Source organism: Terriglobia bacterium (assembly GCA_020072565.1).
GTDB lineage: Bacteria > Acidobacteriota > UBA6911 > UBA6911 > UBA6911 > JAFNAG01.
On sequence record JAIQGI010000005.1, the window covers coordinates 146,040 to 171,586 of the forward strand.

20 protein-coding genes are annotated in these 25,547 nt (G+C 59.2%); 11 read left to right on the top strand and 9 right to left on the bottom strand.

Annotated elements, in window-relative coordinates; genetic code table 11:
- Positions 1-160: 160 nt before the first annotated feature.
- From LAP85_04545 to LAP85_04585, 9 genes are all read left to right on the top strand, one after another.
- Positions 161-2,323 (top strand): hypothetical protein, encoded by a 2,163-nt coding sequence (locus LAP85_04545; protein MBZ5495648.1) that lies wholly within the window; start codon positions 161-163, stop codon positions 2,321-2,323.
- Between the two features lie 80 nt (positions 2,324-2,403).
- Positions 2,404-3,708 carry a hypothetical protein gene (locus LAP85_04550; protein MBZ5495649.1) on the top strand — a complete coding sequence of 435 codons (1,305 nt, stop codon included), beginning with the start codon at positions 2,404-2,406 and terminating at the stop codon, positions 3,706-3,708.
- A 90-nt stretch (positions 3,709-3,798) separates the two neighbouring features.
- Positions 3,799-5,433: a family 43 glycosylhydrolase gene (locus tag LAP85_04555; GenBank protein ID MBZ5495650.1), complete on the top strand. Its 1,635-nt coding sequence runs from the start codon at positions 3,799-3,801 to the stop codon at positions 5,431-5,433.
- 59 nt (positions 5,434-5,492) lie between these two features.
- Positions 5,493-6,188: an acetylxylan esterase gene (locus LAP85_04560; protein ID MBZ5495651.1), complete on the top strand. Its 696-nt coding sequence runs from the start codon at positions 5,493-5,495 to the stop codon at positions 6,186-6,188.
- Between the two features lie 128 nt (positions 6,189-6,316).
- Entirely contained in the window at positions 6,317-7,060 is a 744-nt protein-coding gene (locus LAP85_04565; protein MBZ5495652.1) for an acetylxylan esterase, read from the top strand.
- A gap of 43 nt (positions 7,061-7,103) precedes the next feature.
- Positions 7,104-8,570, top strand: a complete 1,467-nt coding sequence (locus LAP85_04570; protein ID MBZ5495653.1) for a family 43 glycosylhydrolase — start codon at positions 7,104-7,106, stop codon at positions 8,568-8,570.
- A gap of 719 nt (positions 8,571-9,289) precedes the next feature.
- Positions 9,290-10,480: a Gfo/Idh/MocA family oxidoreductase gene (locus tag LAP85_04575; protein MBZ5495654.1), complete on the top strand. Its 1,191-nt coding sequence runs from the start codon at positions 9,290-9,292 to the stop codon at positions 10,478-10,480.
- 330 nt (positions 10,481-10,810) lie between these two features.
- Positions 10,811-11,146 carry a hypothetical protein gene (locus LAP85_04580; GenBank protein MBZ5495655.1) on the top strand — a complete coding sequence of 112 codons (336 nt, stop codon included), beginning with the start codon at positions 10,811-10,813 and terminating at the stop codon, positions 11,144-11,146.
- A gap of 233 nt (positions 11,147-11,379) precedes the next feature.
- Positions 11,380-11,670 (top strand): glycoside hydrolase family 95 protein, encoded by a 291-nt coding sequence (locus LAP85_04585; GenBank protein MBZ5495656.1) that lies wholly within the window; start codon positions 11,380-11,382, stop codon positions 11,668-11,670.
- A gap of 123 nt (positions 11,671-11,793) precedes the next feature.
- Here the strand turns inward: LAP85_04585 and LAP85_04590 are convergent, their stop codons facing one another.
- The 5 genes from LAP85_04590 to LAP85_04610 form a co-directional block, all read right to left on the bottom strand.
- Complete coding sequence (locus LAP85_04590) at positions 11,794-12,345, bottom strand: DJ-1/PfpI family protein (GenBank protein ID MBZ5495657.1); 552 nt, start codon at positions 12,343-12,345, stop codon at positions 11,794-11,796.
- A 69-nt stretch (positions 12,346-12,414) separates the two neighbouring features.
- The gene (locus LAP85_04595; protein ID MBZ5495658.1) at positions 12,415-13,467 is read right to left on the bottom strand and encodes an alcohol dehydrogenase catalytic domain-containing protein; all 1,053 of its coding nucleotides are present in this window, start codon (positions 13,465-13,467) and stop codon (positions 12,415-12,417) included.
- The gene (locus LAP85_04600) at positions 13,467-14,318 is read right to left on the bottom strand and encodes an amidohydrolase family protein (GenBank protein ID MBZ5495659.1); all 852 of its coding nucleotides are present in this window, start codon (positions 14,316-14,318) and stop codon (positions 13,467-13,469) included. The genes LAP85_04595 and LAP85_04600 overlap by 1 nt, the downstream gene beginning before the upstream one ends.
- A gap of 9 nt (positions 14,319-14,327) precedes the next feature.
- Complete coding sequence (locus LAP85_04605) at positions 14,328-15,257, bottom strand: aldo/keto reductase (protein MBZ5495660.1); 930 nt, start codon at positions 15,255-15,257, stop codon at positions 14,328-14,330.
- 344 nt (positions 15,258-15,601) lie between these two features.
- Positions 15,602-18,472 (bottom strand): hypothetical protein, encoded by a 2,871-nt coding sequence (locus LAP85_04610; GenBank protein MBZ5495661.1) that lies wholly within the window; start codon positions 18,470-18,472, stop codon positions 15,602-15,604.
- A 381-nt stretch (positions 18,473-18,853) separates the two neighbouring features.
- Between LAP85_04610 and LAP85_04615 the strand changes: the two genes are divergently transcribed.
- Positions 18,854-19,546, top strand: coding sequence for a DUF3795 domain-containing protein (locus LAP85_04615; GenBank protein MBZ5495662.1), 693 nt, complete (start codon positions 18,854-18,856; stop codon positions 19,544-19,546).
- On the opposite strand, the gene LAP85_04620 is transcribed toward LAP85_04615, so the two are convergent.
- On the bottom strand, positions 19,461-19,712 hold the full coding sequence (locus tag LAP85_04620; GenBank protein MBZ5495663.1) for a hypothetical protein: 252 nt from the start codon (positions 19,710-19,712) through the stop codon (positions 19,461-19,463). The two genes, LAP85_04615 and LAP85_04620, sit on opposite strands and share 86 nt — an antisense overlap.
- A 488-nt stretch (positions 19,713-20,200) precedes the next feature.
- Here LAP85_04620 and LAP85_04625 point away from each other — a divergent pair, with 488 nt between their 5' ends.
- A complete protein-coding gene (locus tag LAP85_04625; GenBank protein MBZ5495664.1) occupies positions 20,201-22,117 on the top strand; it encodes an endo-1,4-beta-xylanase in 1,917 nt (638 codons plus the stop codon).
- Between the two features lie 26 nt (positions 22,118-22,143).
- On the opposite strand, the gene LAP85_04630 is transcribed toward LAP85_04625, so the two are convergent.
- The 3 genes from LAP85_04630 to LAP85_04640 all read right to left on the bottom strand — a co-directional run bounded on the left by LAP85_04630 (position 22,144) and on the right by LAP85_04640 (position 25,459).
- Positions 22,144-22,365, bottom strand: a complete 222-nt coding sequence (locus LAP85_04630; GenBank protein MBZ5495665.1) for a hypothetical protein — start codon at positions 22,363-22,365, stop codon at positions 22,144-22,146.
- 100 nt (positions 22,366-22,465) lie between these two features.
- Positions 22,466-23,218 carry a hypothetical protein gene (locus tag LAP85_04635; GenBank protein ID MBZ5495666.1) on the bottom strand — a complete coding sequence of 251 codons (753 nt, stop codon included), beginning with the start codon at positions 23,216-23,218 and terminating at the stop codon, positions 22,466-22,468.
- A 285-nt stretch (positions 23,219-23,503) separates the two neighbouring features.
- On the bottom strand, positions 23,504-25,459 hold the full coding sequence (locus LAP85_04640; GenBank protein MBZ5495667.1) for an alpha-N-arabinofuranosidase: 1,956 nt from the start codon (positions 25,457-25,459) through the stop codon (positions 23,504-23,506).
- Between the last annotated feature and the right edge of the window lie 88 nt (positions 25,460-25,547).

Genomic DNA, 25,547 nt, shown 5'->3' on the forward strand with positions numbered 1-25,547 from the left:
TTATGCGCCGCACCGGGGTTCTCAAACCGGGATTGACGCTCCGGAAAACGATCCGGGAAGGAACAAGAGCAAGGGAAGGGTGAAACCGTTGTTTCGCAAGTGCGTACTAGTTGGATTGTGCCTGGCAGAATCGGCGTTATCCGCGCAACAAGGCGCTCGAGTGGACCTTGGACGCCTGCAAACAGGTGCAACGGTCTCGTTTACTCGCGCCACGACCGGCGAGTGGGGCATCGAAATCGCGGGAGCGGCAGCTCCGCGCATCCTGCAGCCGAAACCCGCCGGGTTTGAGGTCTTTCGCACGGAAGAGGACATCCGTCAGCTTGCCGCCGGATACAAGACAGTCCAAAAGTCGGCAGACGGCATAAATGCCCGGGCGGAAATTGCGTATGGCGAAAACGTCGTCTTCCACGTGACGGACCGCTGGAGTCTGAGCGGAGCAGTTCTTTCGGTGCGCAGGCAGGTGGAAGTAGTCGGAAATGCGCCGGGCGGCTTCTACTCGTCCGTCGTGTTCACGGTCGACCCATCCGTAGGCTGGTCCGACGTGAACTACCTGGCCCCGGGAGCTCTCTACGGAGATTCCACCTATGACGGCGACCGTTCGCCCGGCGGCACGCAGAACTACGCGGCCCGCCGCTTCCAAATGCGGGAGGATATTCTCCCCGCGCCTTTGTTCGCACTCTCCTTTAACAATGGCGCTTCGGTGGCTGTCCTGAATCCTTCGCCGCGCGGCGACACGACCGTAGAGGAGACAAGGCTTACCAAGCCGGTGCTGACCGACGCACGGCTGCAGTTCGGCGCGCTCGGGGTCTGGCAGGCGGACGACAGCCCCATCGAGTTCGGCTTCTGGTTTCCCGGCACGACGAGCAGTTACGCGGGCGGCCGCGGGGGGCCGGCGGGACTCAGGTGGATTCGACGCTATCACCCGATCGCTCAGGGGGTGGCCCACACCTACCAGGTGAGCTTTCGTTTCGGGCAGAGCGAGTCGTTCCGGGACGTGACGCGCAATGCGTGGCGATGGGCGTGGAACACTCTGAACCCTCCCGTCACGTACATTGACGTCGAGCAGATGCGCCGGGTCTTGATAGACCACATGTTAGCCCAAGCGGCAACCATCGACGGGCGGACCGCCATTCCTTTCGTCCTCAACACCATATCAGACCAGCTTCAATGGAATTGGACCATGGTGGCGATGGGCTTTGTGGGCAAGAACATCGAATGCGCGGACCAACTGTTGCGAGAAGGCGATCGCGACAAAACCGAACGTGGGCAGAAAATGCGCCGGACCGGCCTGGCGATCATCTCGTCCCTGATCAAGGCTCTTCCGACAGTTCCGCTTCAGGGGACCGGTTACGACCTTGCCACCGGAAAGCCATGGGATTCCACCGTGAAGCAATCGGATAACAACTGGCTCGCCCCCTGGCTGCGAAACGCCACCGAAGACATGCGCGTGCTGATGCGGGCATACCGGCGCGAGCGCTCGCTCGGCCGCCAGCATCCGGAATGGTTCAACTGGGTGAAGACCTACGTGGACTGGCTGATCCCGCAGCAGCGGCCGGATGGATCGTTCCCGAGGCGATGGAAACGCGGAAGCAACGAGGTTGAAGAGCCCTCGGGAACGACGAGCTACAATCCCGTGCCGCTGCTCGTCATTATGACCGAAGAGACGGGCGATCCCAAGTACAAGCAGGCGGCAATTCGAGCGGCCGAATACGTCTGGGCAAACTGGGGGACCCGAGGAGTCTTCATCGGAGGCGCGATCGACAACCCGAACATCACGGACAAAGAAGCCGGAATGCTCAGCATGGAAGCTTATCTGAGTCTTTACGACTCGACCAATGAACCCAAGTGGCTGGAACGCGCCAAGGCTGCCGCGGACTTCGCCGAAAGCTGGATCTGGATCTGGAACGTGCCGATGCCTTTGGATGCGGACGACGCGCAACTCCATTGGAAAAAAGGTGTGCCGGCCCTGGGATTCCAGGGCATAACGGCAGCGGTCGCCGGCAGTGTCGATGAATACCTGGATTGGGCTGTGCCCTCGTATGCGAAGCTGTACAACCTCACGAAGGATCCGCATTACCTGGATGTAGCGCGCGTTCTGTTGCACGACACAAAGTCGATGGTCGCTCTTCCGGGACGCCAGTACGACCTGAAAGGAATTGGGTGGCAGCAGGAGGGCTGGCGCATGGGGCCGGGAGGGGCCGGGCGCGGCGTAGGGGGCCACCGGTTCTGGCTGCCGTGGATTTCCGCGAACCACCTCTATGGAATCACGGGCCTGGAGGAGTACGACCCCCTCCTGTTCAAGATGCTATCCATCAGGCATTAGGCCAGCGGCTTGAGCAAGCGAACTAAAAAGATCGAAGCACGGCAGCACATATGAATCCTGAGTTACTTTCGGAGGCAACCATGTTCCATATTCCTTTCCGTGGTTTCGCCGCAGGCCTCTTGACGGCGGTTTCCCTCCTCGCAACGTCAGCCGGTTACTCCTCACTTGCCGGGACCTCCGCGGCCGCCGGAGCACAATCCGCGCCGGGGGGCAATCCTGCCACCAAGCCTTTCCCCATTGTCCGCCGGGCCAACTCCCGTACCCCAGTCGATACCTCGACCATCCGCGGCGCCAACTACTGTTATGCCGAATACGGCGGCCACCCTGGCATGTGGAACAACTATTCACCTGCTATCACCGAGCGTGACCTCAACTACGCTCAGCACCTGGGTATCAACCAGATTCGCTGTTTCATCACTTACCAGGCCTATCAGAACAATCCCAACCAGTTTCGGCAGAATCTCCTGCACCTCGCGCGCGCCGCTGACCAGCGCGGCATGGGCGTGATGCCGGTCGTCGGATACAACACGCAGATGCAGGGCGAAGGCCGCCCCGGGGCGGAGGAATGGGCCAAGTTTCTTGTGGACACCCTTGGAAAAGAGCCGGGCCTGGCGTTTTGGGATGTATCCAATGAGCCGGATTACCCACCCACACCAGCCAGCCGCGTCGCCAGCCGGATCGCGTTCGCGCGGTACATGGCGGGTTTATTCCGCAAGCTCGATGGCCAAACGCCCGTCACGATCGGATTTGCCTTTGAATCCACGATGGAACAATACGTTGATGATGTCGATGTGCTGGTCTTCCACAACTATCTGCAAACCCGAAGCGCCGTGCGGGCCGATATCGAACGCGCCAAGAAAGCCGCCGCGGCGGCGCGCAAGCAGGTCATGGATGATGAAATGGGCTGCGTGGCTCGGGCCAATCCCTATGACGTGACCATCCAGGAACACATGAACGCCCACGTCGGTTATTACCTTTGGGAGCTCATGATCGTACAGGACAGCACGGGCCGTGGCTGGGGTAATGTCCACGGCATCTTCTATCCCGATGGCACCGTCCGCGATCCCTCTATCCCCATGGCCGTCATGGGCATCTTCCGCAACCGCGGCCCGGATGTCGTGCTCGAACAACCCGACCGTGAAGGCTGGGTCACCCGCGAGATCCAGGAAGCCCGCAAATGGCTGGCCGACTCGAACGGCGACTGGAACTCGGGCCTTGAGATCGCAGAAGTGGCCGCCAATCTTCTTGAGTCTGCGCAACTCGTGCCGCTGCGTGAATTACCTACCCGCCAGGTCGGGATGCTTCGCCGCGGGAAAGAAGATCGCCAGGCTCTCAGGACGCTCCTGGAAAAATACCTTGTCGCGCTCCAACCATATGCACGATGAATTGGTTTGCGCCCGTCATGAGTCTTTCGAATTCCAATTTGAGAGGAGTGTATGAAGCGACCAACACACGAGCAACTAGAAGGACATACCATGAAACCAAACCGCCGTACCCGGTCGTCCCTCGATGCAAGGCTTATCATGCTTTTAATGGCGTTTATTGCTGTTTGGGCAGCAGCCCCGTTCGCGCTGGACGGTGTTGTCCAGATTCACGATCCATCCACCATCATGCAGTGCGACGGCAAGTTCTACACTTATGGCACCGGCGGCGGCACGCTGGTCTCCGACGATGGCTGGACTTGGCGTCGCGGCGTCGTACCTGCGCGCACCGGAGCAGCCCCCGACGTCATCCACATCGGCGACCGCTACTACATGTATATTTCCGGCGTCACCATGATATGGAGCAAAAGCCTCGATCCGAATTCTCCCGATTATAAATGGGAGATCGGTGGGCCTATCGTCGGGAAGGAAGGGCCGGACGACTTCATGAATCCCATCGATCCGGGACTCCTTCTGGATCCCGACGGGAGACTGTGGCTCACTTATGGTTCCTATTTCGGCTATATCCGTGTCGTCCAACTCGATCCCAAAACCGGCAAACGTGTCGACCCGAACGACAAGCCCGTGAACATCGCGATCAACTGCGAAGCGTCGGACATGATTTATCGCGACGGCTGGTATTACCTGCTGGCCACGCATGGCAGCTGCTGTCGCGGCGCCGACTCCGGCTACAACATCCGTGTCGGCCGCTCCAGGAAAGCGACGGGACCCTTTCTCGATCACACTGGCCTTGATATGCTCCAGGGCGGCGGTAAGCTCGTCATCGGCTCCGGCGGTCGCTTCATTGGCCCCGGCCACTTCGGCCTGATCGACCTGGGCGAGGGCGTGCAGAAGTTTTCCATGCACCAGGAAGCCGACCTGGACAGGGGCGGCGCCAGCGTGCTCGACATCCGCCCGCTGCTGTGGAGAGACGGCTGGCCCATCGCCGGCGAAAACATGAAGGAAGGCACGTATGAAATCGAATCCGTGCGCACCGGCACGGCGATCGAACTCGCTGTGGAGGGAATGCCGGTCGGCGGCCGGCGCGCCGGCAGGGGAGGCGGGCCGGGGGGAAGCGGAGCCGGCGCACCCGGCGGTGGACGAGGTGGGCAAGGCGTAACCGGTGAAGCCGGTCAAGCCGTCGCAGCCGGTGGCCGTGGTGCAACTGGTGACACCGGTCAAGCTGGCGCAGCCGGTGGACGAGGCGCACAGGGCGGTGCAACTGGAGCAGCCGGCGCTGGCGCCGGACGAGGAATGTTCGGAGGTACGGGCAGCCCGATTCCGCCGCAGGATGTCGCCGAGGTCTCGAAGAACTGGCCTGCCGGCAACATCGACATCCGCATGTCCAACTACATGTGCCAGGCCCAGCAGAAATGGACCATTACACCCGTCGCGAATGCCGGCGGCTACCTCGGCTCGCCGTATTTCAAGATCACCATCGCCGGCACCGACCGCACGCTGGCCGTGGGAGAGGATGGCGAACTGGTCGCCCTCCCAGCCTTTACCGGCGGGAACCAACAGCTCTGGCGTCTCGACCAACTCACCGACGGCACCTGGCGCGTCATGCCCAAATCCGCCTCTGCCGGCAAGGAATCGCTGGCCCTTTCGGCTATCGGCAGCAGTTTTGCTACGCTGGCCAAGTTCGACCCTAAGAGCGACAAGCAACGCTGGCTATTCAAGACACCCTGAAAGCCAATCGACGATCGGAAACCATTATTCAGAAATCGAAATCCAGCAGAGGGCTTCCTATGATTACGCTACGCAACATGTGTATGCCGGCACTCGTTGTCCTGGCCGGCTCAACGTTCCTGGCCATGGCTGTTGGACAGAGCCAGACAACTCCCAGCCTCGCGCCCTTCCTGGCGCGTCCTGCTTCCGCCGCTAGGGTCCCTGATGCCAACGGATTCATGCAGCGATGGCTTATCCTCGAACCCATCCCCGTCAATGGACAGACGGAAAGCGTCGTTCGGGCGGCTGTCAAGACTGAGTATTTTCCCGACCAGTTCACCGTCATTCCGCACGACGGCGACAAGGTGACGGTCGGCGGCAAGGAACTCGTCTGGCATGCCATCGATACCAACGATTACAATCTCAATCTCTATTACTTCGCCAAGGCTTTCGGCAAGACGAGCGACAACGCCCTGTTTTGGGCCGTCACCATCGTTAACTGCCCGCAAGATCTGCCCGGCGTGCGCCTGGCCATCGGCTCCAATGCCGCCTCGGTGTGGTGGGTCAACGGCAAGGAAGTCACCGGCATCTACGGCGACCGGCAGACCGTCATCGACGACGGCGTCTCAAAACGCCTCACGCTCAAAAAGGGGCCGAACGTCGTGCGCTGCGCCGTCGTCAATGGCAGCGGCGCCAGCGACTTTTGTGCGCGGTTCCTCGACAAGGAGGACAAGCCGCTAAAAGGATTCACCTTGAGTGTGGGTGGTACGAAGTAACCCTTATTTGGTGTGGACAGGTTGATCAAGACACTTGACAATGCGGCACGAATCGCTCACCTTGGTCGCGGCAAAAATTCGGTGTTGTTTCGCGCACAAAAATCAGAAATCCTATTGAAGGGCCTCCCATGATTACGTTCCGCAACATCGTGATATTAGTATTTGGCCTCCTGGTTTTATCGGCGTTTCAAGGCTGCTCTGCCGCGATTGGCAGCGATGCTCGCGGCCAAACGACCGGCAGTGCTCCTCGCAGCATCGCGCCCTACTTCACGCCGGCAACGCCGGGCGCCAAGGCGCCGGATCCCGACGGCTTCCTACAGCGCTGGCTGCTTCTCGAGCCGATCAACAAGCCGAACCGCACCAACACCGTATTTACCGACAGCTACGTCCGGAACGCCTTCAATACCGAGTACTTCCCCGACCAGTTCACTGTCATTCCGCGCCACGGCGACAAGGTGAAGGTCGGCGACCAGGAACTCGCATGGCATGCTCTGGATTCCGCCAATTGGAACGTCAAGCTTTTTCGCTTCGCCTATGGCCTGAACAAACCGACGTACGGCGTGATCTTCTGGGCCGTTACCATCGTCAACAGCCCGCGCGAGACTATAAACGCTCGCATGGCGGTTGGCTCAAATTCGGCGTCCATGTGGTGGCTCAACGGCAGGGAAGCCGTCATCCTCTCCGGCGACCGGCGCATGGTCATGGATGACTGCGTCTCCAAACGTCTCACGCTCAACAAGGGCCGGAACGTCATGCGCGGCGCCGTCATCAACGGCCCCGGCTTAAGTGATTTCTGCGTCCGCTTTGTCGACGAGAGCGGCAAACCGATCAAGGATCTTACCCTAAGCCTTGAAAACGCTGGAAAAGAATGAGTCGTGCTATTTCGGTCTATATCGTCTTGTGCTCGGAGCCTTTATGAAACCCCATATTCTGGCCGCAGCGGTTCTTTTGGGAGCAGCGGTTCCCACTCTGTTTTCTTTTCAGTCTCGTCCGGCACCGGCGCTGGACGGCGAACCCTATATCCACGATCCCTCGACCATCATGCAGTGCGATGGCAAGTTCTACACCTTCGGCACCGGCGGCGGAGGCTTGATCTCCGACGACGGCTGGACCTGGCACAGCGGGGCCGTGCGTCCCGGCGGCGGAGTGGCCCCCGACATCATCCACATCGGGGATCGCTTCTTCGTGACCTATGCCAGGGGAGGAGGCGGATTGGCAGGTGGACATGCCAGCGGTGTCCACATCATGTGGACCAAGACGCTCGACCCCAAATCCCCCGACTTCGGATTCAAAGACGACACCATCGTCGCCTCGTCTGACGGCATAGAGGACTGCGATGCCATCGATCCGGCGTTCCTCCTCGATCCCACCGATGGCCGATTGTGGCTCACCTACGGGACCTACTTCGGCTACATCCGCCTCGTCGAGCTCGATCCCAAAACGGGTCTGCGCATGCCCAAAAATAGGCCCCTTAACATAGCCATCGACTGCGAAGCCACTGCCATGATGTATCGTGACGGCTGGTACTACCTATTGGGCACTCACGGCACATGCTGCGACGGCGCCAACTCCACCTACAATATCCGCGTGGGCCGCTCCAAGAAAGTGACGGGCCCCTTCCTTGACAACATAGGCATGGACATGCTCAAAGGCGGCGGCAAGTTCCTTGTGGGGGCCAGCGGTCGTTTCGTCGGGACGGGCCATTTCGGTCTGCTGGACCTGGGCGACGGCGTGCAGAAATTCTCCTGCCATTACGAGGCCGACCTGGACCGCAGCGGCCGTAGCGTGCTGGACATTCGCCCGTTGCTTTGGAAAGACGGGTGGCCTGTTGCCGGCGACAACTTCAAGGAAGGAACCTATGAGATCCAGTCCGAACGCAGCGGCTATGCGCTGGAACTGGCTGTGGATTTCGTGCGGATGGACCGCGGCGGACGCGGTGGTTTCGGCGCCCCTGCCGGCCCCGTGATTCCAGTTGCGGCCCAGGAGCTCGCCCAGGTGTCAGGGAACTGGCCGGCCGGCAACATAGAGATTCGCATCGGCGACTACATGTTCCGTCCCCATCAGAAGTGGACGATCACGCCCGTCGCCGGTGTCGGCGGTTATCCCGGCTCGCCCTATTTCAAGATCACGATCGCCGGCACGGATCGTACGCTGGCTGCCACCTCAGGCGCCGAGGTTGTGGCGGTTCCCAGCTTTACTGGCAATCCCGAACAACTGTGGCGCATCGACCAGCTGACCGATGGCACTTACCGCATCATGCCCAAGGCTGTGCCCAATTCCAAGGAATCCCTGGCCCTGACCGCGGTCGGCGGCAGCACGCCGACCCTGACCAAGTTCGACCCCGAGAGCGACAAGGCGCGCTGGAACTTGAAAACGCCGTGAAGGGGATAGATCAAAGCAAAATCGGGACAGGCACCATTTTTCGCTTCCGTTGTCGGCGGCCCAACTCCGGGCTGCAGCAGCAGTGGCCCCGGAAGAACGCGGCGGTGCGGCGGTGTTATCACCCACGGCCAGCGTGATCAGACTTGCAAGCGCCAGAAGAGTTTGAAAGCGTCGCATGGCGATAGTCCTCGAACAGGATTACTGCTCCAATGACACGAGCGAGCACTTCAACAGCGCAGACAGCCACTTTTCGCGTCGCACAGTTCGCAGCTGCTGGGCGCCGGCCAGGTGGTCCGAGTGAGGGATAGTCCGGATAAGTTGCCTCTTGGGAATCTGCCCCTCGCAGGCCAGGCTTGGGCTACCAGTTACCTTGTATGACGTAGGACTTTGACTCGTTTGCATTGTATGCCAAAACGGCTGATATGGATGCGGCATATTGGCATAGCTCCGCCTCGATTGGCGGTTCGCACAGCCTTTTGAAAGGGTCGCCCGGATCAGTGCCCAAAAGCCGTATTCAGTGAGGCGCTCTCAGTGTAGAATCCAGCGGTGGCGGAGAGTTCGATCCCGAGGTTTGCATATCGTTTTTGGGAGGAAGGGGCCCCCGAAGGATGCAGCCATGCGAAATGGCAGCCACTTCTTCCAATCCTTCGAAATCCGAAACAGATTCAACATGAATTGCAGCGGATAACGGCACAAATCATGCAACAGGAGAATCAACCATGTCTCAAATGCCTCTCAATGTCGGTCTGGTTGGCGGCGGCAAGGGCGCCTTCATTGTCCACCCGCATCAAAGAGCCATCCATTTTGACGGCACGCGCCGCGTGGTTGCCGGCGCGCTGTTTCCCGATCCAAAGGTCGCGCTCGAAGAAGCCGCCAACTGGCCCTACCCGATCAAGGGTTACGGCTCCTACGACGAGATGATTGCCGCCAACGCCAAACTGCCCGACGACCAAAAGCTGGACTACATCCTGATCGTTACCCCGAACAACGTGCACTACGATCCGGCGATGAAGGCAATGAAGGCAGGCATCGCGGTGTTCTGCGAGAAGCCACTGTGCCTGAACCTGAAGGAAGCCGCCGATCTTGTGAAGACCTCTCGCAAGCTCAACATTCCTTTCGGGGTCGCCCATACCTATGTCGGCCACTGGACCAGTCGGCTCAGCCGTCACATTGTGCGCAGCGGATTGATCGGCGACGTGCGCTGGGTGGACAGTTATTACATTCAGGGCTGGCTCGCCACCAAGCTCGAAGACATGGGCCAGCAGCAGGCTTCCTGGCGCGTGGATCCGAAGCGCGCCGGCGGTTCGGGCTGCGGCGGCGACATCGGCACGCATGCACTCATGCAGCTTCGCTACGTCACAGGACTCGACGTTGCTAAGGTCAGCGCCCGGCTTGAGACCTTCGTCCAGGGCCGCCGCCTCGACGACCATTTCACGGTGTACTGCACGCTGAGCAACGGCGGCAAAGCGCTTGTCCGCGCCTCGCAGATTTGCATCGGCCACAAGAACGACCTTGGCATCGAAGTCGCCGGCACCAAGGGAACGCTCGTCTGGCGCCAGGAAGAATCCGAGTCAGTTACCATCATGCTGCCGGGCCAGCCCGATCGTGTCTATTGGCGCGGCGCCGTCACCCCGGGCGACGGATTCCTGCCCAAGGATGTCCCCGCTGACCTGATGGCCGAGCCGACGATCCCTTCGGGCCACCCCGAGGCATTCCACGATGCCTTCGCCCGGCTGCATCGTGGCTTCGAGGCCGACGTGCGGTTATGGAAAGCAGGCAAATCCTTCAAGTGCGATGGGATCAAATACGCCAACGTCGAGGACGGCTGGATGGGCATTGCCTTCATCGAGACCTGCGTCAAGAGCAGCGCTAAGAAGGGCGGCTGGACGTCGATGCCCAAAGCGATCTGATTCGAGGAAATGGTGGACGCTCACCTATTTCCATACGACGGTGCAGCATCCCAGAAGTGGATGCCAAGCAGGAAATAGGTGAGCATTCCCCGATGCCCGAGCCTGCCCTTCAGCAACGCCGACGGTCGGCAGCCTTGCCGGCACGCGCCCAAAACGCATCCTGGTCGCGAATCCGTGGCCGGAAGAGTGTCGGGCTTTGCCTGGCGTCTCCCCTACAGTTTGCCGCCCACAAAAAAACATGACCCCTCATAGCAGAAACTGATCCTGTTCGGATTGACTTGATGGCGCCAGCTTCCTTAGGATGCTGCATAAAGAAGGGAGGATTGAGGAATGAGCAAGAGAATTCGCCACATGGGGATGACCATGACCACAGAAGAACACGAACGTTGGCATGCAAAGCACCCGACACTTACTCCCAAGCAGCACGACGCCCTCATGAAAAAGCTGGGGGTGAACAAGGGGCAGGACGAGGAATGGCACCGCACCCATCAAACCCCCGACGAAGAGCGGCTGAAAGGGACCAAGAGTATCAATCGGCTTGCCGTCGGCGGCGGATTTCTCGCATGGTGCGTCAAGCGAGGTTGGCTGGTCCTGCAGGGCAATCAATACTTCGCCACGCCCAAGGGTGTGCGAGAACTGCGTGAGCAGTTCGACATCAAGCTTTAGCCGGTTATTCCATTCCTGCGTTATACTCGACGCAAAGAATTCTATTGCGGGGGACAAATATAAAAATCAAATTGGCAGCGCTGATTTGCCTCCTCGCCGGCATGGCAGCCGGAACGAATCCGGATCGTGGATGGGTGGCCGATACAGGAGCGTCGCGCCTCGCCGGGCTGGAGCTGGACTCGGGCAAGTCGGGCGACGCGCTTTTGCCGTCGGCCCGGGCCGTAGAATTCCGGATGACTGGCAAAGCGGATGCGCCTCAATCGACTCTCAGTCTCTGGTATCGCGAGCCGGCCGCAATATGGGAGGAAGCGCTGCCGGTCGGCAACGGCTTCCTCGGAGCTATGGTGTTTGGCGGTGTGCCGACCGAACGTGTTCAATTCAATGAGCACACTGTCTGGACTGGCCGGCCGCATTCGTATGCACACGATGGAGCTGTAAAGGCACTGCCGGAAATGCGCCGGTTGCTTCAGAAGATGCGGCAACTTGAGAACAAAGAATACCGCGTTCCGTCCAGCTCCGCGTGAACGGAGAGGTCAAGACCTTGATGGCGGCAAAGGGATAAGGAGCGAATGCGAATGAAAGATCCTGCACAAAAGCTGCCCGTTGTGGAAAAGGTCGGCTACGGTGTGGGCGATAGTGAGCTCCATTTATCCCTCAAGCGCGGCGAAGACGAGACGGTAGAAATCCGGATGCGATTGCCAGGTCTGGGCCGTAATAATGCGCCCGTCACGCACGGCCTCGTGACGGTCCCAGGTTCCGCCGGCCTGCACCACCTCGAAGCGCACATTTTCATAGCAGGTAACGCAGCGGTCCTTGACCAATCCCGCCGCGACCAGGATCTGAATGCCGTGGCAGATCGCGAAAACCCATTTTTTCGACACCTCGAAAGCGCGGACCAGCTCCAGCAGCCTCTCGTCGTGGCGCAGATACTCGGGTGCGCGCCCGCCAATCAGCAGGATGGCGTCGAAGTCCTCGACTCGCGCTTCGGAAAAAGCGAGTGCTGCGTCAAGGCAGTAGCCGGGGCGCTCGATGTAGGTATCCCATCCCGGCTCAAAGTCGTGCATCACCAGATGCAGGCGGCGGCGCGCGGGCGCGGCAACCGTTACAGTGTCGCCTGCTTCCCGGAAACGGTGCACGGCGTAAAGCGTCTCGTACGATTCTCCGGCATCGCCGGTGACAAGCAGGATGCGTCGGTTCATGGCCCCTCTCTTAACGCAGTGAAGTAAACGTAATCAAGTTGTTTATTCGAGATACGTCTCGGAACCTTTCTACGCCTCATGGACATTCAACACGACTTTGATCGTGTTTGGATCTTCGCTGTCAACCTTTGCAAAAGCGGTTGCAACATCCTTCAAAGCCATCTGGTCGGTCACCAGCTTATCGGGGTGCAGCAGACCCTTGGACATAAGCCGGAGGGCGCGAGGAAACTCCCCCAGCGTTACGCGTGAGGCAATGATCTGTGCCTCCTTGATGACCAGGGTCTTGAAATGCACCGCGGAAAGCTGTTCTCCCAATCCTGCCGTGACGATCCTTCCGGCGGTGCGGATCATCTTGACGGCCTGCGCCAGTGGCGCCTCCTGCCCCTCGATCGCGTGATAGTGTCCGACGCATTCGATCACGCAATCCACACCGATACCCTGAGTGGTCTCCATCACGTGTTCGACCGGATCCTCCTCCGCGATGTTGATGACGTAATCAGCGCCGAGCTTGGCGGCTGTTGCCAGACGGAACGGTTGCAGGTCGGTAATGATGGTCCGGGCCGCGCCGGCACTGTGGCAAAGCACGTCTAGGACCGAAAGCCCGAGTTTGCCGGCGCCCAGAATGACGACCGTTTCGCCCGGCTGTACCTGCCCGCGCTGCAGCACGTGATGCCCCAGCCCGTACATTTCCACCATTGGGGCAAACGTCATGGGGACATTCTCGGGCATGGGAAAAACATGGCTGGCCGGCGCGGCCACGTATTGTCCGAATCCGCCGTCGAGGTCCACTCCAAGCAACTTGAGGGTGCGGCAGGCGTTGAGATGGCCCGTAAGACAGGCAGGACAGCTGTGGCATGAGATGATCGGATCCACGGCTACGCGGTCGCCGGCCTTGAAGTTTTTTACTTCTTTTCCCACCGCTTGTATGATGCCGCCGAACTCATGTCCGGTAATCGCGGGGTATTTGACGCGTTCGTGAAACTCGCCGCGGAATATGTGAAGATCCGTGCCACATATGCCGGCATATCCGGTTTCCACCAGTACCTCGTCGGGTCTGAGTTCCGGATCCGATGCTGTTCCCAGGCGAATATCCCGGTCGTTGTAGAGTATCGCTGCTTTCATCAATTCACTCCTTCTTCCTGCGGGTAAATCCGGTAAAACGTGAGTGCGTTCTTCCCCAGCACCCTCTTCTGCTCGTGATCCGATAAGCGCCTGACGTAGTCCATAGCCATGGACATCACCCGATGAAAAGGGGCAGAAACCGTGCACACCGGCCAGTCCGACCCGATCATGATTCGATCCGCGCCAAAGGCCTCGAATACGACATCAAGATAAGGCGTGAAATCATCGGGCTTCCAGTTGTGCCAATCGGCTTCTGTGACCATCCCGGAGATTTTGCACGCTACATTGGAGAAGTGCGCTAGTCGCCGTATATCCTCAACCCACGGTTCCATGACGCCGTCTTTAACATGCGGCTTGGCAATGTGGTCGAGTACGAATCGTTGCCGGGAATGTCGCGCCACCAGGTCAGCGGCGGGCCGCAGGTGCCTGGGAAACAACAACAGGTCATACGCCAAATTGAATTCCGCCAAAAGCCCGATGCCGCGACTGAAATCCTCGCGCAGCATGAACAGGTCGTCCGGTTCGTCATGAATGACGTGCCGGACGCCGCAGAATTTACCATGCTCCGCAAAACGCTCCAATTGCTGTTTGAGCTCCGGACCGCACAAATCCAGCCATCCGACCACTCCCCGGATGAAGGCATACTGATCCGCGAGTTCCAGAAGCCAGGCCGTCTCCTGAACACTCTGCCTGGCTTGCACGGCAATGCTTCCATCAAACCCGATCGACTGAAGGAGCGGGAGAAAATCAGCCGGCAGAAAATCCCTCCGGAGCAACTCCATTCCACGCCCGATCCACGGATACTCTTCCTGATTGTAGCGCCAGAAATGTTGGTGTGCGTCGAGCCGCATGATGACGCCTCAGTTATTTTCCGGTCGACCGCTGAGCCATGTTTGATTACGGACAGGTTCCAGGATTGCGAAGACTTGTGCGTACAGTTCCTGATCCATCGGCTCGTCGAGCCACTGAACATTTCTTTTTAGATTTTCCGGATCGGCGGTGCCGACCAGTGTTGTTGCCAGAGCCGGGCAGGAGGTGCTGAACTGGACAGCGAGCCGCGAGATGTCGGCTCCACGTTTGCGGCAAAACTCAGCCGCACGGGCACAGGCTGCCCTGATTTCTCCGGATGCAGGATGCCATTCCGGTGCCCCTCGATTGGACAGAAGACCCATACTCAGCGGCGAAGCGTTGATGATGCCCACCTGTTTTTCCAGGAGATACGGGACCAGTTCCTCCAATGAAGCATCATTCAAACTGTAGTGGCAGTAGGAGAGTATGGTGTCGAGCTCCGCCCGCTCGAGCACAAGCCGGTGAATGCGGAGCGGCAGTCCGGTGATGCCGACAAATCGGACCTTGCCCTGCTGCTGCAGCTTACGGAGGGCCGGCAATGTTTCATCGACAACCTGATCGAGCGAACCGAACTCGATGTCGTGGCACTGGATCACGTCCACATAATCGACGTTGAGGCGGACCAGGCTCTCGTCGACGCTCGCGGTGACGCGGCGGGCGGAAAAATCGAAATGATCCGCACCGTAACGTCCGACTTTGGTGGCGAGGTAGTAGCGATCCCGGGGTACGCTTTTTAACGCCTTGCCGAGCACGAATTCGGCCTTGGTCAAACCGTAATACGGCGACACATCGATAAAGTTGATGCCCAGGTCGATGGCGCTGTGTACGGTGCGGATCCCTTCGACTTCATCCACATTGCGGAATACCCCGCCTAATGACGACGCACCATAACCGAGCACCGAAACGTGCAACCCGGTCTTCCCTAAAACGCGGTATTTCATATCAGCCTGTTCCTTTTGAACCGCCAAGACCTCGTAGATCGCAAAGTCTTTCAAAAACTGCCTTTGCGATCTACGAGGTCTTTGCGGTTCACGATGGGCGTTATCTCCGCTCCGGCGTGAGCTTGAGGATCGTGAACGAGTTGCCTTCCAGCTCGTATTGAAATTTGCTCTCAACGCACGGCACCCACGTCACACGGGCTCGATTCCGCCGGTGAGGGCCTTCCGGGCGGCTATCGGGTCCCCGACCACGGCGGCGGCCATCGTCTTGAAGCCCTCGGCCAGCTGCAGCCTTCAGCCCGAATGACAATACACAACAACGAACCGAACCGGAGTTCGCTGAATTGTCAACGCCCTGGGGTAGCCATGCGAATCGAATAGAGAGAGCTGCGGGCTCCGATGAACAGCGTGCGGTTGTCCGAGCCGCCGAAGGCGAGGCTGCCGGGACGCTCGGGGGTTACCAGGACGCCGATCTGCTTGCCCTCACGGCTGTAAATATAGACCTGATCGCTGGCAATATATACGTTGCCCGCCGCATCGTTTATGACCGATGTGCCGCCTCGTTCCACGAAAACACTGGTGGTCATCTTCTCATCGTTGCCCAGCTTCACCCGATACGTCTTTCCGTCATCCTCGCTGGTCACATAGTGCTCATCCCCCGGTGAGAACGCCGCGACGTTGGAACTCTGCAGGATCGGACGCCACGTCCCGCCGGCGAAGATCGCTGTGCGTGTGCCCGACGCGTAGAAATAGCCGCGGTGAGCGTTCTCGACGACGCGGATCACGGCAGTGTTGCTTCCCTGCCGGTACTCATAGTCCCGATGCTCAATCAAGTCCTTCAGGATCGACAGCATGTTGTGCAGCCCAACCGGAAGCAACAGCACTGTGTCAGGCAACTTCTCCGTAGTCTCGGCCACCGGCTGCGGCGTCGAATTACTTTCCGCCACATTGAGACTGGAAACGGCTCTTTCATACGCGACGATCAGCAGCGTCGAGGGCTTCACAAACCCCATCACCATCGGCTGGCCCTGGGTCGTCGCGATCTGCTCGGCTTTCTTGTCAACTTCATTCCAGCGATAGATCTTGCGCATCGCGGCGTCCGTGAAAAACAGATGCCCGGCGTCGTCGGTGGTCAGGCCCGATGCGTTGCTTAATCCGCCCACTAGCTTCTCGATCGTGGTGCCCTTGTCGAACACCGCCGGCAATGCAGACGCCGTCGGAATCTTCATTACCTTTTTGACGATGAAGTTGGTGAAGAACTGCGGCCGCACGGCTACGCTGCTGTCCTCGTCCAGCACGGCATTGTCGAAGGCCAACCGGGTCTGACTGAACACTTTCACGTTCTCAAAACGGATGTTGTCGGAATTGCGCACCATTACGGCATAGGTCTTCGGCAGTGTGATGCGGGAAACGCGGTATATATACGTATTTGCAAACAGGAGATTCCGGCAGTTCCTGATTTCGAGTGAAATCGCCTCGTGTCCGGCCGGATTTTCTTCCTCGGTCTGCAGCGCGTAGAACTCCCAGTTCTGAACGTTGTGGAACTGCGATTCCACGCTCATGTGATGCTCGACCGAGATCTGATACACCTTGCCCTGTACAGCGGTGTTCTCTATGCGAAGCCCTGCCGTTCTCGAACTCGTGCCGTGAGGCCAATTCCCTCGGAAGATCCCGCCCCCGCCGTCTTTGATCAGCAGATCGGGGCCTGCTTGGCCGCCGCCGGGCCCGCGGCCGAAGCCGCCACCGCCTCCCGGAAACGACACATCGTCGAGCATCGAATTGGTACCCGCCATCCAGACCATGCTCGCGGCACGGTTGTTCGCACCCGGCATAATGCTGATTGAGACCACGATGTTTCTGCCGCCCTTTGGCGCGATCAGCACGCCGACAGGGTCGCCTTCGCCCTCGAACCCTGACGCCCCATTCATCAATGAGATCGACGTATTTCCCGGGTTCATTCCAATCAAGACCGTGTCCGGCTTTAGCTCGATCGAGCCTGACACGCGATAGATTCCACTGGGGAAGAACAGCGCCTGGTGCTTCTCGATCGCCGCCCGCAGCGCTGCCGTGTCATCGGTTTTCCCGTCGCCTTTCACGTCCAGGGTCCGCACGTTCACCCACTGGCTCATGGGGGGCAGCGCCGGAATATCGTTCGCCGCCGTCGGAGCGGGCTGCGTCAGTGCGTGCTCTTGATGCCGCATCGCAATCCCACGCTCTCTCCCATCATCACCGATCTCCAGCCCGAGCGTGAACCGATCCACCATGTAGCGCCGGGACGGTGCGGCGACCATCTTGTCGCCCTGATAGAACTGTGGGACATTGCTGCATGCCACATTCGACAGCGTTACTTCCGAATGTGTATTCCGCACATTGCCTGCCTTCAACGCGACTGAGCTGATGTCCTCCATCTGGAGATCGCGACCATAAAGCTGCTCCACCTCCCCCGGCGCAATCTTAAGTGCGATCGGCATGTGCGCGAAACGGACCCGGACGAGCGTGAAGCCGACCTCCATCGTATGAATGGCCGACTCGCGCTGTCCTTCAAAGCTGGAATCCATCAACAGGAATTGCCAGACCGGCGCGGTCCTCTTGGTGATGATCCCGAAGGTGCCGCCGTAGACGTGGATATCGCTGGCCTGATTGCCGATATCCTCCATCGCCGCCCGGCAGGAGCCGACGCGGAAGTCCATGTGTTGCAGAGAACTGTGTTGGGCCACATGGAAGCGTATGCCGATGGCCGCCGGGTTGCCGTCCTGCATCTCGAAGTCGATATTGCTCATGCCGCTGTAGAACGTCACTTCGCTGGCGTCGCTGAACGGTCTGTTCGCCATGGGGCGGTATCCCGCGAAATGAACCATGTACTTGCCCGTCCCCTCCTGGAAGCCTGGCGTATCCTTGCCCAACAGAAACACCGGCCGTTTCTGGCCGTAGCCGATCAGCCGAATCCCCTCCCAGACAAAGACCGTTTTGCTTATCCGGTAGCGTCCTTCGGGAATGAAGACGACGCCGATGCGCGTCGTCTCCTGCACGCGATCGATTGCCTGCTGTATGGCGCTGGTGTCATCGCCGATCCCGTCAGCGCGCACTTCGAACTGGTCTTTGGTCAGATAGACCGCGCGAGGGTCGTCTGGGCGAAGCGGATAATACGAGTCCGCATAGAGTAAATCAGCACAAGCCACGGCCAGGAGTGCGACAGCAACAAAGCAAAATCGTTTCAAGTGCACCTGAAGCCTCCATTTCCATGATTCACTTGCTATGCACGAAGGAAACGCCAAACCAGGCGTCAGACTGACCTGCCGCTCCCCACGGTTCCCGGACCTTAATGCCAAAGTGACGGCCGGACTTAAAAAAGCAATCCCTCAATTTGGCTTCCGCTGAGCTTGAGCCCAATCATAATTCAAAACAAAGTTGCAGATTAAAGGATTTTGGGAACACCCCTGTTATCATGTGTGGATTATCTGCGAGCACGCCATCCGCGTGGCCGGTCATCAGTCAACTTCCCACATGACCATTTCTGGATAACGTGACGGTTTGCGGGTGCCCGCGATTCTGACAAGTGCTGCGGATTCAGCTGTCCAGAGCCATGGCAGCGGATTATAATGGCGGTAACTTCAGGTTCTTCTGATTGCATTGCGCGAATCGCCTATGGTATCGGTATGAAGAAAGCAAATACCAGTTCAAGCCAACGCCCGGAAAAAAAATTTCCGACAATCGGAGTATGCGGGCTTGATTGCGGTTTGTGCCCACGGCATTACACCGTCGGGTCATCGAGATGCCCCGGATGTGCCGGCCCCGGTTTCTTTGACAAGCACCCTTCCTGTTCCTTTATAACCTGTTGCGTCAAGAGAAAGAGCTTTGAAGTATGCGCCGAATGCCCGGATTTCCCCTGTTCAAAATTCAAAAGCGAGGAAGAATACAGGCAAGTGAAAGAATCTTCATCCTACCCGTCATGTGCAAGATTATTGCCGAACGCGAAATTCATAAGGGAACATGGTATCCATGAATTCATGGAACAGCAGAAGAAGCGGATGGCAATGCTTGAGACCATGATAGAGAGATTTGACGATGGCAGATCAAAGAGCTTCTATTGCAGGGCGGCGGCCTTGCTTGACGTGACGAGTTTAGGAGGCGCATTAGCTGAAGCGGATCGGAAAATACAAACAGATAGAGTCAAACAAGACGATTGGAAGACGAAGGCGAAAATCCTCAGAACAATCCTTGGACCATCACGCTCCTGCGACACTCGGAGCACCAGAGCCCGGCGAAGCCGTGCTCCGGAAGGCCGCATTTGAGGAACTCCCGGACGACCCGCTCAACCGCCGGGCGCAGGGGCCCATGCTGCCGGACGAAGCGGGCGGGCCAGCCGCGCAGCAACTCCCCGAGGTGCTGCTCCACGAGCCGGCCGGAGGCGGTCGGCGTGAGTCGGCGCTCGTCAACGACCTCAGATACATCGAGCAACTATTCATTCCTTTCTCAATCACAGCTGTCAGTTGCTCTGGCAGGATTCTACACTCGGAAAGACGGCGGGGCAGACAGATCCCCCGTCCGGCCTCTGACCTTGCTACTATCCTACGACCACTAACTAGTTTCTGTCGCGAAACTCGATACTGTCCGGATTTTGCCGGTCCCATCAGCGGAGCAACAGGAGTAGATTTTTCTGATGCCGAAGCCGGCATTTCAATCGAGAACAGCTCCTCGACAGGCGCCTGTGAAACCTGTGCCAGGTGCAGCGCCACGAGGGTATTTGGAATGCATTTGAAATGAGGTGCCTGTCACCGATTTTCCTCTTATTCTGCCCCGTCGTTTTGAATTATCATCGGGCTCGAGTCTGGGACCAGGACAGTGCGACAAATTGCCTTTGATCAGAATATGGAAGAGGCGCCTGGGCAAGCAGCCACGCGAAACGGCAGGCGCATCCTTCAATTATTTATGGGAGATCGCCGAAGATGAACCGACTGTCAGCGATGATTCTAAGCGCCGGATGGGCGGCCCTGGCTTGCGCGGCGACCGGCGCCGAAAACGGAGCTAAAGGCCTGCTGCCGGCGGATTCTATCACCCTATTCCGGCTCAGCGCCGGCGCGGGCGAATTCGCGAAGATGTCGACTGCAGAGGTAAAAGGCCAGCCGTTTTCGAAAACGCTGCGCATCGAAGTGACGAAGAAGCCGCAGCGATCTCAGGACGTGCAGATCGCCGTTCCCGTGGATGCTGCCATGGCCGGCGGTGACGTCCTGATGGTTTCGTTCTGGATGCGCTCCGGCACGGCGGGGGAAGCCACGCTCGATGCGGGATTCCGCACCACGCCGGGAGCAACTCCGGCTCCGAGGGCAGGAGGGACGCCTGGAGCGCCGGTGCCCCCGGGGGCAGTACCGCCAGGGGCAGCTGGAGTGCCACGGGGCGCGACTGGAGCGCTGGGAGCACCGGGAGCCAGAGGCAGAGGGATGTTCCCGGGCATGTCGGGCTTCAGCGCGCCTGCCCTGGCTGGAACCGTGTGGAAAAAGGTGCAGTTCCCCTTTGCGCTGATACGGGCCTACAACAAGGGGGAAGCCGAAGTGTACTTCACCCTTGGATTCCGCGAACAGACCGTGGAGATCGGCGGCATCGCGTTGGCGAATTACGGGACCAGCAAAAAGGTGGCCGACCTGCCGTTCACCAAGCTTGGATACGCCGGCAGCGAGCCCGGCGCCGCCTGGCGCAAAGCCGCGGAGGCGCGCATCGAGAAGATCCGGAAGGGCGATCTCACCGTGGTGGTGAAGGACCAGGCGGGCAAACCGGTCCGCGGGGCCGAAGTAGCGGTTCGGATGCGCAAGCACGCGTTCCTTTTCGGCACGGCGGTCAACGCGACCGCGTTTTCCAGCCAGCGCATGACCGCGGAGAACTTGGCCAGATATAAGCAGGAGATCGTGCAGCTATTCAACTTCTCGGTGATGGAGAACGAAACCAAGTGGCCGCAGTGGGCCAACGTGGCGTCCCGCCCGGCTACGGTGGCGGTGATAGACTGGCTGCGCGAGAACGGAGTGCAGGTTCGCGGCCACTGCCTGGTGTGGCCCTCCTGGAACAACGCAAACGTGAAAGCCGCGCAGGATGCCAGAAACGACCCCGCCGCGCTGGCCAAGGTCATCATCGACCACATCACCGAGACCACCACCGAGTTGCGCGAACGCCTGGTGGATTGGGACGTAATCAACGAGACGTTCACGAATCACGACTTCATGGACATTCTGGGCCGGCACGCGATGGTGGACTGGTTCAAAGCGGCTCGAGACGGCGATCCGAAAGCAAAACTGTACATCAACGACGTCAACATCCTGGAAGGCGAGGACCAGGCACACCAGGACGACTACGCTGCCACCATCCAGTACCTGATCGACCAGGGAGCGCCGATGGACGGAATCGGATTGCAGAGCCACTTCCCGGCGCGAGTCACGCCGATGGATGAGCTGATGAAGCGGCTCGACCGTTATGCGGCGTTCGGGAAGGAACTGGAGATCACTGAATTTGATATCAACACGTCCGACGAGGCTACGCAGGCGGATTACACGCGCGACTTCATGACCGCCACCTTCAGCCATCCTTTGGTGAAGGCGTTTGTCATGTGGGGCTTCTGGGAGGGCGCCCATTGGAGACCGAGTGGCGCCATGCTGCGGCGCGACTGGTCAGTCAAGCCGAACGGCCAAGTATACAAAGATCTCGTATTTAAGCGGTGGTGGACAAATGCCAGCGGCAAGACCGGCGGGCAGGGAACTTTCGCGACGCGCGGTTTCCTGGGCGATTACGAGATCGAAGTGAAAGCCGGCGGCAAGACCAAAACAGTGCGCGCGACTCTGTCTAAAGGCGGCGCGAGGATCGAGTGCGTGCTCGATTAGCGGATTGGACCTGCTCGATACCAGACCTAATCACTTCGCAGGGCTGTCGTGGGCTCAACGGACGCAGCTCGCCGCGCGGGAAGGAAACCAGCCAGAGTCCCTGCAGCGAGCGGAATGACGGTCGCGCACGCGATCGTCAGCGGGTCCGACGGACTCAGACCGAATAAAAGGCTCCGGATCATGGATCCCCAGATCAGGCTTACTTCCACGTTGACGCCGGGACTGCCCGCCAGCACGACGCGCCCCATGTTGTTTTCTTGTGAGGCGCCCTTCCGCCGGTCGCTGCGCGCGTTTCAAACTCAATTCGTAATTGAGGATAGGGTCTTTCATGCAGGTGTGGAATTCAGATCAAAGCTCCAGCTTTCCATGATATTCCATATCCTTCAATTTGAACTTGGCCTTGGTCGTCACTTCGTCAATGGTGAATTCGACGGTCACTTCATTGTCGTTGATCCCAATGGTATTTTTTCTGCTGAACAGGAGATACAGGCCCGGACCCTGGTGTGTGCTGACGACCATGATTCGGTCCGGCGGAATGGCTTGCCTGCCGCTGTATTTGATCGAAGGATTCCGAAGAACCGGCAGACCCGCGTTGGGATTCGCATCCGTCGGAGAGCCGCCAATTCTTTGCTCTTCCTTCGTCTGGGCGCCTCGCACGCCGGAGCCGGATGCGTCTGATGGGCCGCCGCGTCTGGGGCCGCGAAGCTGGAACCCGGTAAGAGACACCACATAATTCTCCTGCAACACCTTTTCAATCTCCGCGGGAAAGGCGAGTCGCTGGCGGGCAAGCGCCGCCCGGACCGGTGCTGCTCCTTCCCAGCGCACGACAATCGGGGGAACCGCCGGGCCCACGGGCAAACCGCCGCCCATCCCTCTGCCTCCCCTGCCGCCTCCTCCTGCCCCGGCACCTCCGCCCATGCCATCCCCTCCGGCTGGGAATCCTACCGTTTGGATCACAAACGACTTTGCCCAGGGAGATTTCGTCAGCATCTTGGTGACCTCATCGTTGCTCCATTGACTCGGATCTTTTGCCTTCCAAAAGTCTGCGGCGGACAGCGATACTGCGAAGAGGGCGATAGGGCAAAGCGGCAATCGTTTCATGGCAATCTCCTTTCCTCGACAACGAGGCGTATGCGGCAAGAATAAACGCATCGCAGGGCTTCAAAGTCAAACCATAAATGGCTTCTACAGGCATCAACGGGAATCGCCTGACTTCATGGATCGCTGAGATCAAGCCCCGTGCGAGGGATCCGCTCTCGGTCACCTTCATGGTGAAATCCGCGCCCGGCACAGACAGAACGGACAGCAGCAGAGCGAGCAGGACGGCATGCGATCGAGTGGACATGAGTCGAATCAACACGGGGAAATACACCTTTCAGCATAATCTCACTTTGCGACGATCTCGATGACGGCGACGGTGTAGGGGGGCAGGTCCACCGTCAGGTCCCGCGCATAAGGGATCATATTTTGAACGGCTTTGATTCTATCTGGATTCTCCAGCGACGGGGCGTCCATAAGTCCGGCCATCACCGTGTAAATCACAACCTCAGCGTTCGCGGGGACAGCGGAACCCTGCAGACGGGCGAGCAGGGTATTGCGGTTGCCCTCATAGTTCACCGCCTTGATGACGATCCGCTTGCCGTCGGCACTACCGGCGGCAATGGCATCGAACGTACCGGGCCGCCAGTCCTCCGGTTTCATCTGCGCGATGTCGTCGAAGAAGGCCTTGCGGTTCGGAATATCCCGGAAGGTGCCGGATGTGGAGGCAAAGTGCTTCGGCGCGTAGTGCTCGCGGAAGAGTTTCTCGACGACGTAGCCCGAACCGGGGAACCAGGTCATGTGGTCGTGATAGATGAACGCGCGCCACAGCGGGTCGTCCGTCGTATTTCGCAGAAGCAAAGCGGGACAGCTCATGGCCAGCCCGGGACTGAGCCTCTCGTACAGCATCAGACTGCCTGCGGTGTGCAATCCGGACCGCCAGTCGTAGGTCCGGCAGAGACTCCATTCCAGGACCGCCAATTTGATTTGCGGGTGCTTCGACGCGCGGATGTAGTCCCGCAGCTTGACGAGGTATTCTTGAATGCGGAGCAGCCCCGTCTGAAATTTTTCGTTCTCATACTCGTAGTTGTGACAGCCGAGGATGTCGAAATTGTCGCCGGCCAGATCAATGATCTTCTCGCTCCAGCCCATGTCGTTCGACCGCTTCTGCCCGCACGCGAATATCTTCGCTTCCGGCGCAATCTTCCGCAGCCGGCTGCCATACACGTTGACGATCTCGGCGTACTGCTCGGGCGTCAGACTGTGGTTCATCGGCTCATTGTCGATCTGGAAGTACTTAACTTTGTAGGGTTCGGCGTGCCCATTGGCCGCTCGCTTTTTGCCCCACTCCGTCGCCGGCGGATCGTTCAGGTAATGCACCCAGTCCATGGCGTCCTGCACCATTTCCGGGTCGATACTCGTCGCGGCGAAAACGATCAGCGGCTCGGTGTTGAGCTGCCGGCAGAGTTCCAGGAATTCGTCGGTGCCGAAGCCGTAGTAGTCGGAGTACCCGCCCCAGATCGTGTTGGGATGGTACTTCCGGGAGACGTGGGGACCGATGCCGTCCTTCCAGTTATAGATGGAGGCGAAGGATCCGCCGGGCCAGCGGATGAAGGGAGGCTTCAGGCCGCGAAGGGCTTCGACCAGATCGGAACGTAGCATGCCGTTCTTCCGCAGGTCGGCCCGCATCATCGATATGAAGTCCAACAGAATGGCCCCGGTGCCGGCAGCGGCGATTTCAACCGTTGCCTGTCCGTCGGTTCTCTTGCAGGAGAACCCGTAGCGGACTTCTTGCCAGGCCGAGCCGGACGTCGCCAGCGGCACTTCCGCCACGAGCTTGCCATCGGAGCCTTTCACCCGGAAGGCAGTTTTCACCGCGCCCTGTACGGGTTTGATCCAGACGGACCCGTTGTACTCGTATCCGGCCTGCACATAGATGCGGCCCTGCCGAATTCCGGCCGTGCCGTCGTTGACTTCGATGCGCGCGCTCCTTTCGCCGTTTTCAAACTTCACCTCCGCGAGCTGAACGGCGCCGTGATCTGCGAACGGTTTCCAATAAGTCTCGAAATCCTTCCCCTCGAACCCGCAGCCCTGAATTTGTTCGGCGAACAGCCCGTCGACCACGGAGTGGTTGATATGTTCGAGGAAGTGGCCGTAGATGGCTTCCTCGATGTTTCCCATCACGCGGTCGGTGTCCACCTGGAGAATGGCCACTCCCGGATCCCCCGTCGCCGCACCTCCTGCACTCAAAGACAGCAGCGCGACAGCAAGGAGAATAATACAAGCCACGTTTTTGGATGGCATTCTTTCACCACTTCCATTTGCTTGAATTACCCAAGCTCTCAGAGAGAGGCGTCGCCTCCAGCTTCTGGCAAAACGTTGTCCATTTACA